This window comes from Caldovatus aquaticus (assembly GCF_019458025.1).
Lineage (GTDB): Bacteria > Pseudomonadota > Alphaproteobacteria > Acetobacterales > Acetobacteraceae > Caldovatus > Caldovatus aquaticus.
In genome coordinates this window covers 100,884-113,834 of sequence record NZ_JAHZUY010000001.1, presented here as the reverse complement: position 1 = coordinate 113,834, position 12,951 = coordinate 100,884, and the positions used below count along the sequence as shown (strand labels likewise).

Below are 12,951 nucleotides of genomic sequence, written 5' to 3'. Positions count from 1 at the left end.
TCCTAGTTCTCGAGGTGGCGCGCCGGCGGCCAGTTGCGCGAATAGACCGGGTTGCGCAGGAACTCCTGCGGGTCGTAGGTCCAGAACTGGCTGACCTCCGGGTAGACCTTGATGACGCTGTTCACCAGGCGCCCGTCCTTGCGCTCGACGCGGCGGATGTACACGTTGCCGATGGACTGGCCGTACTGGTCGAAGCGGATCGGGCCGCGCACCGTCTCCTCCACCCGGCCGGTGCGGAGCGCGCGCATGAAGGCCTCCTTGTCCTCGATCCGGCCGTCCACCGCCTCCAGCGCCGCCTCGAGCACGGCGCCGGAGATGTGCGCGCCGGCCGAGTAGTAGCCGGGGTCCTGCCGGTGCTCGCGCCGCATCTGCTCGACGAAGCGGCGGTTCGCGGGATTGTCGATCTCCGCCGAGTACCAGTTGGTCGAGACGATCCCGATCGCGTCGTTGCCCATCTGCTGCAGGATGGACTCGTCCACCGCCGTCATGCCGCCGAGCAGCGGCAGGCGGCCCTTCAGCCCGTACTCGTTGAACTGGCGGACGAAGCGGAAGCCGTTGGAGCCGGCGAAGCCGATGAACGCCCCGTCCGCGTTGGTCTTGAGCTGCGAGATGTAGGTGCCGTAGTCCGGCACGGCGAGCGGCGGCCACAGCTTCTGCACGATCCGCCCGCCGTTGTCCTCGAAGCTGCGCTGGAAGCCGGCGCACTGCTCGTGGCCGTAGGCGAAGTCGTCGGCGATGGTGGACATGCGCCGGTAGCCGAGGTCCTTGGCCGCGTACTCGGCGAAGGGGTGCATGCACTGGGCGGAGGTGCCGACGGGCCGCACGAACCACGGGTTCGGCTGGCGCTGCGTCAGGTCCTCGGCCGCGGCGGAGGAGCTGATGATCGGCACGCCGGCCTGGCGGATGTAGTCGTCGATCGCCAGCGCCTCGAAGGCGGCGAGCGGGCCGATCAGCACCTGGCAGCGCTCGCGCTCGACCAGCTCCTGCGTCTTGGTGCGGGCCTGGGCGGGCACGCCGCCGGTGTCGGAGACGGTCAGCACCACCGGGCGGCCGGCGAGGCGCATGCCGCGGTCGTTGAGGAAGATCCGGAGCCCGTTCTCCATCTGGATGCCGCCCGAGGCGAGCGGGCCGGTCTTGACCGTCAGCATCCCCACCCGGATCGGCGCCGGCTGCGCGTGCACCGCGGGCGCCGCGAGCGCCGCCGCCGCTCCCGCCAGGCCCTTCAGGACCGTCCTGCGTTCCATGTCCGCCTCCTCCCCGCAATCCCGTCAGAACACGCCGAGGTGCTGGGCGAGCCGCGCCTCGTCGCGCCGCGCCTCCTCGACCGGGCCTTCGAACACCACCGCGCCGGTGTTGATGATGACGACGTCGTGTGCGAGGCCGAGCGTCATCTTCACGTTCTGCTCGACCAGCACGATGGACAGCCCCTCGGCGTTCAGCCGGCCGATGATGCGGCCGACCTCGGCCACGATCTGCGGCGCCAGGCCCTCGGAGGGCTCGTCCATCAGCAGCACGCGCGGGTTGCCCATCAGCGCGCGCCCGATCGCGAGCATCTGCTGCTCGCCGCCCGAGAGCGAGCCGGCGAGCTGGCCGTGCCGCTCGCGCAGCCGCGGGAAGAGCTCGAAGACGCGCTCGACGGTCCAGGGGCCCCGGCCGCGCGCCGCCACCGCCAGGTTCTCGCGCACGGTGAGGCTGCGGAACACCCGCCGCCCCTGCGGCACCAGCCCGACGCCGCGCCGGCAGATCGCTTCCGGCGACAGGCCGGAGATCCGCTCCCCGTACAGCCGGATCTCGCCCCGGCGCGGGCGGAGGAAGCCCATGATGGTGGCGAGGCAGGTGGTCTTGCCGGCGCCGTTGCGCCCGAGCAGCGCGAGCAGCCGCCCGGGCCGGAGCGCGAAGCCGACGCCGTGCAGCACGTGGCTGTCGCCGTAGAAGCTGTCGACCCCGCTGAGCGACAGGGCCGCGGCGTCACTCGCCAAGATAGACCTCCCTCGTGCGCGGGTCGGCCACCACCTCGGCGCGCGTGCCCTCGACGATCACCTCGCCGAAGTGCAGCACGGTGATGCGCTCGGCGAAGGCGAGGGCGACGTCCATGTCGTGCTCGATCATGACGATGGTGACGTCGCGCGGGATCGCCTCCAGCAGCTCGCGGATCGCGTGGCGCTCGGGCTGGGAGAGGCCGGCCAGCGGCTCGTCCAGCAGCAGCACCCGCGGCCGCTGCGCCAGCGCCATCGCCAGCTCCAGGCGCCGCCGCTCGCCGTAGGAGGTCTCGGCGACGGTGCGCTCCGCCGCCCCGGCAAGGCCGACGCGCGCGAGCGCCTCCAGCGCCTCCTCCCGCAGCGCGCGGCGGCAGGCGAGCGCGCTCCAGGGATCCCAGCGGAAGGGCGCGAGGCCGAGCAGGGCCAGCACCACATTGTGCAGCAGCGTCTCGCGAGGGAAGAGGGTGAGGATCTGGTAGGTGCGGGCGAGGCCGAGATGCGCGCGCCGGCGGGTCGGCAGGCCGAGCAGTTCCTGCCCGAACAGCCGCACGCTGCCGGCGTCCGCGGCGATCTCGCCGGTGATGAGGTTGAAGAGCGTCGTCTTGCCGGCGCCGTTCGGGCCGATGATCAGGCGCCGCTCCCCGGGCATGACCGCGAGCGAGACGTCGCGCGTGACAGTCAGGCCGCCGAAGCGCTTGGCCAGCCCCTCGACCGCGAGCGCCGGCGCGGCGGCGGCGCTCACGGCGCCGCCTCGTGGCCGGCGGCGGCGCGGGGCGGGGCGGCGCCCGCGCGCTCCGGCCGCAGGGCGCGGAGGCGCCGCAGCAGCCCGGCGAGGCCGGGAACGATCCCCTGCGGCATGAACACGACCACCGCGACGAAGATGACGCCGAGCAGCGTCAGCCATCGGTCCACGTAGGAGCTGACGAGGTTCTTCACCAGCGTGATCACCGCCGCGCCGACGACCGGGCCGGCGAGCGTGCTCGACCCGCCGAGCAGCACCATCAGCAGCGCCTCCGCCGACTGCTGCAGCGACAGCGCCTGCGGGCTGACGAATTTGTGGTAGTAGAGGTAGAGCAGCCCGGCGACCGAGCCCCAGAACCCCGCCAGCACGAAGGCGATCCAGCGCAGCATCCAGACGTGGTGGCCGAGCATCGCCATCCGCCGCGGCTGCTCCTTCGTGCCGCGCAGGCAGGCGCCGAGGGGCGAGAGCGCGAGGCGGCGCAGGAACAGGAAGGCGAGGGCGAAGACGGCCGCCGCGAAGTAGTAGAAGGCGACCGGCGTCCCGAGGTCGAAGCCCAGAACCGCCGGCCTGTCCGCCAGCCGGATGCCGTTGTCGCCGCCGGTCAGCGACACCCAGCGATAGGCCACGCCCCAGACGATCTGCCCGAGCGCGAGGGTGATCATCAGGAAGCCAAGGCCCGAGGCGCGCAGCGCCAGCACCCCGAAGACGGCCGCCGAGGCCGTGCCGATCGCGAGCGCGGCGAGCGCCGCCGGCAGCGCGCCGAAGCCGGCGTTGCCGGTGAGCCAGGCCGCCGCGTAGGCGGCGATGCCGAGATAGGCCGCGTGGCCGAGCGAGGTGAGGCCGGCGGCGCCGATCAGCAGGTTCAGGCTGAGCGCGAGCAGCGCGTAGATCAGAACCTGGCTCGCCAGGTTCACGTAGAAGTCGCCGCCCAGCACCCAGGGGAGGAGGGCTAGGCCCAGCAGGGCCAGGCCGCCGCGCACCGCCGCGCCCGCCGCCTCCCTCCTCATGCCCGCACCCGGCCGAACAGCCCCTCCGGCTTGAAGACCAGCGCCAGCACCATGGGCAGGAACAGGATGACGTAGGCGAGGTCGGGGAACAGCGCCGTGCCGAAATTGTAGATCGAGCTGACGACGAAGCTGCCCACGAAGGCGCCGAGCAGGCTGCCGACCCCGCCCAGGATCACCACCACCAGCGCCAGCGGCAGCATGTCGGCGTCGAGCCCGGGATAGGCCGAGAGGATCGGCCCGCCGAGCACGCCGGCGGTCCCGGCCAGCGCCACGCCGAGGCAGAACACCGTGGTAAACAGCCCGGAGACGCGGATGCCGACGCCGCGCGCCATCTCCGGGTCGTCCACGCCGGCGCGGATCATGGCGCCGAGCCGCGTGCGCTCCATCAGCAGGAACAGGCCGATCGCCGCGGCCACGGCGATGCCCAGCACCACCAGCCGGTAGGTCGGGAAGGCGAAGCCGAACAGGAAGACCGGCCGGCGCAGCCCCTCCGGCGCCGGCACCGGGATCGGATCGCCGGTCCAGACCAGCAGGCAGAGGTCGGCGATGATGAACGCGACCCCGAGCGTGACCAGCACCTGCCCCTGCTCGTTGCCGGCGAGGCGGCGCAGCACGAGGCGTTCGAGCGCCACCCCCAGCAGCCCGACCAGCACGCCGGCGAGCGGCGCCGCCAGCCAGAAGTCCACCTCGCGCGCGAGCAGGCTGGTGCCGATGTAGGCGCCGAGCATGAACAGCGCCCCGTGCGCGAGGTTGGGGATCCGCTGCAGGCCGAAGATCAGGGAGAAGCCGGAGGAGAGCAGGAACAGCAGCCCCCCGAGCGCCAGGCTGTTCAGCGTCTGGATCAGCCAGAACTGCATGCCGCGCGCCCTGCCGGCCCGGCTTTCACGACGCGGAGCGCGACGCCGTGGCGGCGCCGCGCCGGACCAAGCCGATGACGAAGTCCGACACTGCGTGTCCCTGACCGTTTCCTCCGGCCCTACCCTTCGCCGAGGCGGCCACGCCCGTCAAGCCGAGGCGCGGCGCGCGACGGCCACGCCGCGATCCCCGGGGGGCGCCGGCATGGCGCGGTCGCGGGGAGCGCCCGGGCGGCGCCGCCTCGCGCCGCGGCGGTCCCGGCCCCGGAGCCCGCGGCGCGCACCGCCGGCAGGCGCAGCGGCCGCCGCCGGACGGCCGGCGGGCGATCCGGCCGCCCGCGCGGCCGCCTCCAGCCGCGCGCGGGGCGTCACGGCTTCGGCTGGCCCGCGTACCAGTCGAGCATCTGCGGTCCGTTCCAGTGCAGCACGCCGGGATGCCCGTTCACGTAGTCGTAGAACTCCTCGAGCCAGCGGATGCGGTGCGGCTGGCCGGAGATGTAGGGGTGGATGGCGATGCACATGATCTTCGCCCGCTCCGCGCCCTCGGCGTAGAGCCGGTCGAACTGGTCGCGGGCGCGGCGGAGCAGGTAGTCGCTCTCGTGGTGCTGCACGATCATCATCGGGATGTCGTTGATCTCGACCGTGTAGGGCAGCGTCACCAGCGGGCCCTTCTCGGTGCGGATGGTGGTCGGTTCGTCGTCATAGACCCAGTCCCCGATGTACTTGATGCCGGCCTCCACCAGCAGCTCCGGCGTCTCCAGGGTCTGGGTCAGGCCGGGGCCGAGCCAGCCGATCGGGCGCGTGCCGGTGAACCGCTCCAGCCGGTCGAGCGACCGCCGGATCATGGCGCGCTGGTCCGCTTCCTTGTGGATCGGCCCCTGCTCCCAGGAATGGCCCATGAACTCCCAGCCCGCGTCGCGCGCCTCCGCCGCCACCCGCTCGTAGTCCTCGACGACGCGGGCGTTGATCGAGAGCGTGGGCGCGATGCCGAGACGCGCGTAGAGGCGGAAGAAGCGCCAGACGCCGACCCGCATGCCGTATTCGTGCCAGGACCAGTTCGGCACGTCCGGCAGCAGGGCCTGGCCGGTCGGCGCCGGCAGCACCTGCCGCGCCATCGGCTTGCCGATGTCCCAGACCTCGAGGTTGACGACGGTCCAGAGCACGATGCGCGCGCCGTCCGGCAGGCGCAGCGGAGGGCGGTCCACGATGGCGGAATAGGGCGCGCGTTCGCGCGGCTGCATGGGCATCCGATTCGCTCTCCTCGGCGGCGCGGACGCGGGCGCGCGCCGCGGCCGTCTCCTCCCGGGTCGTCGCCGGGGCCGCCGGCCGCGCCGGCCACGCGCCGTGTCGCCGCGTGCCGCCCCGGCCCGTCCCCGGTGTTCCCGCACTCCGACATACCATCCTCGCGCAGGCCCGCCAGCAGGTGCGGTTGGGGCGCCGGGCCCCGGCGATCCGCTCCGTGTCCGCGGCGCGTGCCCGCGGCGTTGCGGCCCGCTGCGGAACGGAGAGGGCCGCAGCCGCGCGGCGCGCGGTCGAACGCGGGCGCCCTGCGCGCGGACCACCGATGGGCGCCTGCCGCCGGCCGCGGTCTCGCCTGCCGCCCCGCACGACGGCCACGGCGGCGTGGCGCGGCTCCGCCTCCCGCAGCGCCGGGCGGATCGCGCCGGCGCCAGGCCGCGCCGGACCCGTCGGGCCGAGGCCCGGCCGGCGCCTCCGCCTCGCCCGCGACCGCGCGGCGGCACCCGGCTCGCCGCCGCCATCGTCCGGCCGGGCGAGGGGCGAAGCCGCCAGGACGCGGGCCCCGGGCGGGACGGTCACTCCAGCTCGGTGGCGATGCGGGCGAGAAGACGCAGGAACTCCCGCTTCCGGTCCGGGCCGACGATCCGGTCCAGCTTCAGGTCGTGCTCGCGCGCCTTCTCGGTCAGACGCGCGAGCACCCGCCGGCCCTTGGCGGTCAGATGCAGGCGGTAGCTGCGCCGGTCCCCGGCATCCTTCTCCCGCAGGACCAGCCCGCGCTGCACGAGGTCGTCCAGCGCCGCGGTGAGAGTGGACTTGTCGCGCCCGCTGGCGCGGCTCAGCGCCGTTTGCGTGATTCCCGGATTCTCGTGGATCAGCGTCAGCATGGCGAAGCGCGAGGGCTTGAGCTTCGGATCGCCGACCCGCTGGGCAAAGGCGCGGAAGGAGGCCTCCTGCGCGAGGCGCAGATGGAAGCCTATGAAATCCGCGAGCGGCCCCAGGCGGACCGGGGGTTCGCCGCGCGCGGCCCCCGTGGGGTTGTCCTCGCGCGGTGCGCGTGCAGCCTTGCCGCCTGCCATGATTGCGTTCCCACCGACCTGCCCGCCGGGCCGGCGAAGGAGAGCACGATTTCTCCTTGACTCCAACTGTTGGATCTCAAACATTGACGGTCGGGAGGATCGTTCATGGACGGCCCGCCGTTCCAGCCCGCCGCTCGGGCGCCCGCGCCGGCCAGCGCCGGCCACACCGCGGCCGCGGCCTTCCTCCATGCCCTGCAGGACGCAGGGGTCGAATACATCTTTGCGAATTTCGGCTCGGATCATCCCGGCCTCGTCGAGGCGATCGCCGAGGCCAAGGCGCGCGGGCGACCGATTCCGCGCGTCATCACCTGCCCGAACGAGATGGTGGCGCTGACCGCGGCGCAGGGTCATGCCCAGGTGTCAGGCCGTGCGCAGGCGGTCGTCGTCCATGTGGAGTGCGGCACGCAATCGCTGGCCGGGGCGGTCCACAACGTGGACAAGGGCCGCGTGCCCGTCCTGATCTTCGCCGGCGCCTCCCCCTTCACCCAGTTCGGCGAGTTGAAGGGCAGCCGGAACGAATTCATCCAGTGGATCCAGGACGTGCACGACCAGCGCGGGATCGTGCGCGGCTACATGCGCTACGACGCGGAGATCCGCACGGGGCGCAACATCCGCCAGATGGTCTTCCGGGCCCTGCAATTCGCGCACTCCGATCCGAAGGGGCCGGTCTACCTGATGGCGGCCCGCGAAGTGCTGGAGGAGGTGGTCCCGCCGGCCGAGACCGACCCCGCCGATTTCGTGCCGGTCGGCCCTGCCGCCCTGCCGCAGGCGGCGGTGCACGCGCTGCTCGAGGACATCCTGGCGGCGCACCGTCCGCTGATCGTCACCTCCTATCTCGGCCGGAACAGGGAGGCGGTGGCGGAGCTGCAGCGCCTGGTCGGGCCGCTCGGCATCGGCGTGCTGGATTCCGTGCCGAATGCGGTGAACCTGCCCCACGACGATCCGATGTACCAGGGCTGCCAGTGGAACGAGCCGCGGCAGAATCCGGCGCTGGCCGAGGCCGATCTGGTCATCGTGATCGATTCCGACGTGCCGTGGATTCCCACGGTCTCGCGGCCGCGGCCCGGGGCGCGGATCTGGCACCTGGACGTTGATCCGCTGAAGCAGCAGATGCCGCTGTGGTCCATCCCGGCACGCCAGGTCTTCAAGGCGCATGCGGCGACGGCGCTGGCGCAGCTCAATGCGGAGCTCGCGCGCTTCCGGCCCGACCCGGTCCGGATCGCCGAGCGGCGCCGGCACTACGCGGAGCGGCATCGCCGCCGGCGGGAGGCGCTGGCCGCACGGGAAGCGCGGCCGGCGGACGATCGCATAACCCCCGAATTCCTCACCGCCTGCGTGCGCGCCCATGTGGACGCCGACACCCTGGTGCTCAACGAGGGCATCACGAACTACCCGGTGATCTGCGACCACATCGCGCCGACGCGCGCCGGGCAGATGCTGAATTCCGGCGGCGGCAACCTGGGCTGGGCGGGGGGCGCCGCGATCGGCGCGAAGCTCGCCGACCCGGGCAAGACGGTGATCGCCCTGATGGGCGATGGCTGCTACATGTTCTCGCAGCCGTCCACCGTCCACTGGATGGCACGGCAGTATCGCACGCCCTTCCTGCAGGTGGTCTACAACAACCGCGGCTGGAAGGCCCCGCGCTTCTCGGCGCTGGCCCTTCATCCCTCCGGCTACGCGGCGCGTGCGGCCGAAATCGGCGTCGCCTTCGACCCGCCGCCGGATTACGCGGCGATCGCGGCCGCGGCCGGGGGGGCATACGCCCGCAAGGTGGAACGCGCCGGCGAGCTGGAAGCGGCGCTCGCGGAGGCCCTGCGCGCGGTGAAGGAGGAGGGGCGCGCCGCCGTGCTGGATGTCTGGCTGCCGCACCTCATGGAATGAACGACGACGCGACCGCCGGGCGCGCAACGACCCGCGGCGTGACAAGGATGGAGGAGGACGCCATGAGCACTCGGACGCCGCGCGGAGGGGCCGGACGCCGCCGCCTGCTGGCCACGGCGGCGGCGATGGCCGCCCTGCGCGTCTCGCCCGGTCGCGCCCAAGCCTTTCCTGCCCGCCCCGTGCGCATCGTGGTGGCGTTCCCGCCCGGCGGCGCCGCCGACATCGTCGCCCGCCTGCTGGCCGATCACTTGCGGCAGGCCTGGGGGCAGCCGGTGGTTGTCGAGAACCGCGCCGGGGCCGGCGGCAACATCGCCGGCGCCGAAGTGGCGCGCGCCGAGCCCGACGGGCACACCCTGCTGATCACGTCGCAATCGATCGCCGTGAACCGCTTCCTCTATGCGCGCATGCCCTTCGATCCGGCGGCGGACGTGGCGCCGGTCTCGCTGGCGATCAGCGTGCCGAATGTGATGGTCGTGCCGGCCACCTCGCCGGATCGCGGCGTGGCGGACTTCATCGCGCGCGCGCGGGCGAATCCCGGGCGGCTCACCTTCGGTTCGGCCGGTGTGGGCACCTCCATCCACCTCGCGGGCGAGCTGTTCAAGCATCGCACCGGCGTCAACCTCGTCCATGTCCCCTATCGCGGCGCGGCGCCGGCGATGAACGACCTGATCGCGGGCCGTCTCGACGTGATGTTCGACACCCTGACCGTCTCCGCCTCCCATCTCCGGGCCGGCACCATCCGGGCCCTCGGGGTCACCACGCGCAGCCGCGCGGCGGCGATCCCGGATGTGCCGCCCATCGCCGAGACGGTTCCGGACTTCGACGTCGCGTCCTGGTTCGCCTTCTTCGCCCCCGCGCGCACGCCTGCCGAGATCGTGGCGCGCATCGCGCGCGACATGGCGGCGGCCCTGCGCGATCCGGCCGTGACCGGCCGATTGGCCGAGCTCGGCGCGGCCGCCGTGGGTTCGACCCCGGAGGCCCTGGGGCAGGCCATGCGGGCCGAGGCCGAGATGTGGGAGCCGATCATCCGCCAGGCCGGCATCCGGATCGAGGAAGGCTGAACGACAACACCGCCCAAGGGAGGTCACGAGGCACATGCCCCCGCGTTTCACGCCGGACCGCCGCGCCCTGCTCGGCGGCATCGCGACGGCAGCGGTCCTCGGCACCGCGGCGCGCGCGCAGGCGCGGCCCGTTCGCATCGGCTACTCCATCTCGAAGACCGGGCCGAATGCCGGCGGCGCGAACACGACGACCCTGCCGAACTACCAGCTCTGGGCCCGCACGGTGAACGAGGCGGGCGGCTTGCGTCTGCCCGATGGCCAGCGTCGTCCGATCGAGCTGATCGAGTATGACGACCGTTCCCAGTCCGAGGAGGCCGTCCGCAACGTGGACCGGCTCATCAACCAGGACCGCGCGGATCTGGTGCTGCCGCCCTGGGGAACGGCGCTCAACCTGGCGGTCGGCCCGGTGCTCAACCGGGCGGGCTATCCGCACCTCGCGGTGACCTCAGTCACCGACCGGATCCCGGAGCTGGTGCAGCGCTGGCCGAACGCCTTCTTCTTCCTCGGCCGCTCCTCGGCCGCCGCCGAGGCGCTGGTCTCGGCGCTGCAGGGGCTGCGGCAGGAGCACGGCCTCGGCAGCACGGTCGCGCTGGTCTCCGTGCAGGACCAGTTCGGCATCGAGCTGATGAACGCCGGGCGGGCGGCGCTGAACCGCGCCGGCTTCCGCATCCTGATGGATCGGCAGTATCCGCTCGGCTCCCAGGACCTGTCGCCCATCATCGCCGAAGCCGCCCGCGCGAACCCGGAGATCTTCATCGCCTTCTCCTATCCGCCCGACACCCTCGCGCTCACCGAGCAGGCGCGGATCGCGAATTTCAACCCGAAGGTCTTCTACACGGCGGTGGGAACGGCCTTCCCCCTGTTCCGGCAGCGCTTCGGCAACAACGCGGAAGGGGTGACGGGGATCGGCGGGGTGGACACGCAGAGCCCGGCCATCCGCGACTACATCGCGCGCCACACCCAGGTGATCGGCCGCCCGCCCGACGGCTGGGCCTCGCCTGTCACCTACGCCTCGCTGCAGGTGCTGGAACAGGCGATCGCGCAGGTCGGCGTGGACCGCCCCGCCCTGATCCGCGCGATCGCATCGGGCACGTTCGAGACCGTCATCGGCACCGTCAGGCTCGAGAACAACCAGCGCGTCCGGCAATGGTGGGTGGGCCAGTGGCAGGGCGGCGAGTTCGTGGCCGTCGGCCCGCCCGGCGTCCCCGGCGTGCAGCCGATCCGCTTCCCGAAGCCGGCCTGGGGCGCCGCCTAGGCCTCGTCGCCGATCCGCGCGGCCTGCCCGATGTTCGTCATCGACGTCGTCCTGTCCGGCCTGGTGCTCGGCGGGATCTACGCCCTGATCGCCATCGGGCTGACGCTGCAATACGGCGTCGCGCGGATCATGAACCTTGCCTATGGCGAGTTCACCGTCGCCGCCTCCTTCGCGGCCTATGCCTTGTTCGCGCTGGCGGGCGTCAGTCCGATCCTGGCGCTCGCCATCGCCATGCCGGTGTCCTTCCTGGCGAACTGGCTCATCTACCAGGGGCTGCTGGCACCCCTGGTCCGCCGCGCCCCGGATGCCGCCGCCCTGGAGGTGGACACGATCCTTGCCACCTTCGGATTGCTCTTCATCGTGCAGGGTGTGCTGCTGCTGCTCTTCGGCGGCACCTACTTCTCCTATTCCTACCTCGCCGTGCCGATCCGGATCGCCGGCTCCCCGGTCGCGGCGAACCGGCTGTTGGCGGCGGCGATCGCGGCGGCGCTGGCCGTCGCGCTCTACGGCGCGCTGACGCGCACGCGGATCGGCACCGCGATCCGCGCCGTCGCGGCCAGCCCTTCGTCCGCTTCGCTCGTCGGCATCGACGCCCGGTCCTATGCCGCCTTCGCCTTCGCCCTCGGCGGGGCCATGGTCGCGGCGTCGGGGGTGCTCGTCTCGATGTTCCTCACCTTCAACGCCGCGATGGGCGTCGTCTTCACCATGAAGGCGCTGATCGTCGTCATCATGGGCGGGGTCGGCAACGCGCTCGGCGCGCTCGTGGCGGGGCTGATCCTCGGCCTGGCGGAGGCGCTGGCGACGGGGTTCCTCGATCCCGGCCTGACCATGGCGGTGAACTTCGCCTTGTTCCTGGCCGTCCTGCTGGTCCGGCCGACCGGGCTGTTCGGGAAACCCGGCCGATGAGGCGCCGCGATCCTGCCGTGCCGATCGCGGTCCTCGTCGCGGCCCTGGCGCTCGCGCCCCTGCCTCTCCTCCTCGGTCCCTTCTGGCAGTCGCTGCTGGTGAACGTCCTGATGTACGCCGCGCTGGCGACCGCCTGGGCGCTCTTTTCCGGGCCGACGCGCTACGTCTCGCTGGCCACCGCGGCCTTCTTCGGGATCGGCGCCTACACCACGGCCTTCCTCGGCGAGGCGCTCCCGCTGCCCCTCGTCTATCCCGCTGCCGCCCTCGCCGGCGCGGTCGTGGCCGCCGTCGTCGGGCTCTCCACCTTGCGCCTGTCGGGCGTGTATTTCGTGATCTTCACCTTCGGCCTGGCCGAGCTGATCCGCCAGCTCGTCACCTATGCCGAAGCCAGGCTCGGCGGCACCGTCGGGCGCTTCGTCTTCGTGGACGTCACGCCGCGCGGCATCTACTGGCTGCTGCTCGCCGTCTGCGTCCTGGTCTTCCTGGTCGGCTGGTGGATCGGCCGGTCGCGTCTCGGCTGGGCCTTGCGCGCGATCGGCGATGACGAGATCGCGGCACGCCACTGCGGCGTGGACACGACCCGCACGAAGGTCGCGGTCTTCGCGATCTCGGCCACCCTGATCAGCCTCGTCGGCGCGATCATGGCGCCGCGCTGGACCTACATCGACCCGGCGATCGCCTTCAACCCGATCCTGTCCTTCCAGGTCCTGATCATGGCGCTGCTCGGCGGTGCGGGGCGGCTGTTCGGCCCCCTGCTCGGCGTGGTGCCGCTCGCCGTCCTGTTCGAGCTGCTGCAGGCCAATTTCCCCAACGCCTTCTCGGTCCTGCTCGGCCTCGTCTTCCTCGGCGTGGTCTACCTCCTGCCGCGCGGGGTCGTCGGGCTGATCGAGCAGGGACGGGGCGCCCTGCGCCTTGCCCGGCGGACGCACCCGCGTCCGGCAGCGTGAGGCG

General features: G+C 72.6%; 12 protein-coding genes. 5 read left to right on the top strand and 7 right to left on the bottom strand.

The genetic code is table 11. The features are described from left to right. Positions 1 to 2: 2 nt before the first annotated feature. The 7 genes from K1J50_RS00505 to K1J50_RS00475 form a co-directional block, all read right to left on the bottom strand. Complete coding sequence (locus K1J50_RS00505; protein ID WP_220115472.1) at positions 3 to 1,244, bottom strand: ABC transporter substrate-binding protein; 1,242 nt, start codon at positions 1,242 to 1,244, stop codon at positions 3 to 5. 24 nt (positions 1,245 to 1,268) lie between these two features. Next, complete coding sequence (locus K1J50_RS00500) at positions 1,269 to 1,979, bottom strand: ABC transporter ATP-binding protein (protein ID WP_255574765.1); 711 nt, start codon at positions 1,977 to 1,979, stop codon at positions 1,269 to 1,271. Next, positions 1,969 to 2,721: an ABC transporter ATP-binding protein gene (locus K1J50_RS00495; protein WP_220115471.1), complete on the bottom strand. Its 753-nt coding sequence runs from the start codon at positions 2,719 to 2,721 to the stop codon at positions 1,969 to 1,971. Before K1J50_RS00495 ends, K1J50_RS00500 begins: the two co-directional genes overlap by 11 nt. After that, a complete protein-coding gene (locus tag K1J50_RS00490; protein ID WP_220115470.1) occupies positions 2,718 to 3,728 on the bottom strand; it encodes a branched-chain amino acid ABC transporter permease in 1,011 nt (336 codons plus the stop codon). The genes K1J50_RS00495 and K1J50_RS00490 overlap by 4 nt, the downstream gene beginning before the upstream one ends. Further along, positions 3,725 to 4,585: a branched-chain amino acid ABC transporter permease gene (locus tag K1J50_RS00485; RefSeq protein WP_220115469.1), complete on the bottom strand. Its 861-nt coding sequence runs from the start codon at positions 4,583 to 4,585 to the stop codon at positions 3,725 to 3,727. The genes K1J50_RS00490 and K1J50_RS00485 overlap by 4 nt, the downstream gene beginning before the upstream one ends. A gap of 365 nt (positions 4,586 to 4,950) precedes the next feature. Beyond that, the gene (locus K1J50_RS00480; RefSeq protein ID WP_220115468.1) at positions 4,951 to 5,829 is read right to left on the bottom strand and encodes a polysaccharide deacetylase family protein; all 879 of its coding nucleotides are present in this window, start codon (positions 5,827 to 5,829) and stop codon (positions 4,951 to 4,953) included. Positions 5,830 to 6,396: 567 nt separating this feature from the next. Continuing rightward, a complete protein-coding gene (locus tag K1J50_RS00475; RefSeq protein WP_220115467.1) occupies positions 6,397 to 6,897 on the bottom strand; it encodes a MarR family winged helix-turn-helix transcriptional regulator in 501 nt (166 codons plus the stop codon). Between the two features lie 105 nt (positions 6,898 to 7,002). Here K1J50_RS00475 and K1J50_RS00470 point away from each other — a divergent pair, with 105 nt between their 5' ends. The 5 genes from K1J50_RS00470 to K1J50_RS00450 all read left to right on the top strand — a co-directional run bounded on the left by K1J50_RS00470 (position 7,003) and on the right by K1J50_RS00450 (position 12,947). Further along, positions 7,003 to 8,778 carry a thiamine pyrophosphate-requiring protein gene (locus tag K1J50_RS00470; RefSeq protein ID WP_220115466.1) on the top strand — a complete coding sequence of 592 codons (1,776 nt, stop codon included), beginning with the start codon at positions 7,003 to 7,005 and terminating at the stop codon, positions 8,776 to 8,778. Positions 8,779 to 8,840: 62 nt separating this feature from the next. Then, positions 8,841 to 9,839, top strand: a complete 999-nt coding sequence (locus K1J50_RS00465; RefSeq protein WP_220115465.1) for a Bug family tripartite tricarboxylate transporter substrate binding protein — start codon at positions 8,841 to 8,843, stop codon at positions 9,837 to 9,839. Positions 9,840 to 9,873: 34 nt separating this feature from the next. Further along, positions 9,874 to 11,094 (top strand): amino acid ABC transporter substrate-binding protein, encoded by a 1,221-nt coding sequence (locus tag K1J50_RS00460; RefSeq protein WP_220115464.1) that lies wholly within the window; start codon positions 9,874 to 9,876, stop codon positions 11,092 to 11,094. A gap of 30 nt (positions 11,095 to 11,124) precedes the next feature. Then, a complete protein-coding gene (locus tag K1J50_RS00455) occupies positions 11,125 to 12,000 on the top strand; it encodes a branched-chain amino acid ABC transporter permease (RefSeq protein WP_220115463.1) in 876 nt (291 codons plus the stop codon). Continuing rightward, positions 11,997 to 12,947 (top strand): branched-chain amino acid ABC transporter permease, encoded by a 951-nt coding sequence (locus K1J50_RS00450; protein ID WP_220115462.1) that lies wholly within the window; start codon positions 11,997 to 11,999, stop codon positions 12,945 to 12,947. The genes K1J50_RS00455 and K1J50_RS00450 overlap by 4 nt, the downstream gene beginning before the upstream one ends. Positions 12,948 to 12,951: the final 4 nt, after the last annotated feature.

What these genes read in the sequence shown, in the direction of transcription:
- K1J50_RS00460 (WP_220115464.1), top strand. Translation starts at nt 9,874, where the DNA reads ATGCCCCCGCGTTTCACGCCGGACCGCCGCGCCCTGCTCGGCGGCATC.
- K1J50_RS00475 (WP_220115467.1), bottom strand. Translation starts at nt 6,897, where the DNA reads ATGGCAGGCGGCAAGGCTGCACGCGCACCGCGCGAGGACAACCCCACG.
- K1J50_RS00485 (WP_220115469.1), bottom strand. Translation starts at nt 4,585, where the DNA reads ATGCAGTTCTGGCTGATCCAGACGCTGAACAGCCTGGCGCTCGGGGGG.
- K1J50_RS00490 (WP_220115470.1), bottom strand. Translation starts at nt 3,728, where the DNA reads ATGAGGAGGGAGGCGGCGGGCGCGGCGGTGCGCGGCGGCCTGGCCCTG.
- K1J50_RS00455 (WP_220115463.1), top strand. Translation starts at nt 11,125, where the DNA reads ATGTTCGTCATCGACGTCGTCCTGTCCGGCCTGGTGCTCGGCGGGATC.
- K1J50_RS00470 (WP_220115466.1), top strand. Translation starts at nt 7,003, where the DNA reads ATGGACGGCCCGCCGTTCCAGCCCGCCGCTCGGGCGCCCGCGCCGGCC.
- K1J50_RS00480 (WP_220115468.1), bottom strand. Translation starts at nt 5,829, where the DNA reads ATGCCCATGCAGCCGCGCGAACGCGCGCCCTATTCCGCCATCGTGGAC.
- K1J50_RS00465 (WP_220115465.1), top strand. Translation starts at nt 8,841, where the DNA reads ATGAGCACTCGGACGCCGCGCGGAGGGGCCGGACGCCGCCGCCTGCTG.
- K1J50_RS00450 (WP_220115462.1), top strand. Translation starts at nt 11,997, where the DNA reads ATGAGGCGCCGCGATCCTGCCGTGCCGATCGCGGTCCTCGTCGCGGCC.
- K1J50_RS00505 (WP_220115472.1), bottom strand. Translation starts at nt 1,244, where the DNA reads ATGGAACGCAGGACGGTCCTGAAGGGCCTGGCGGGAGCGGCGGCGGCG.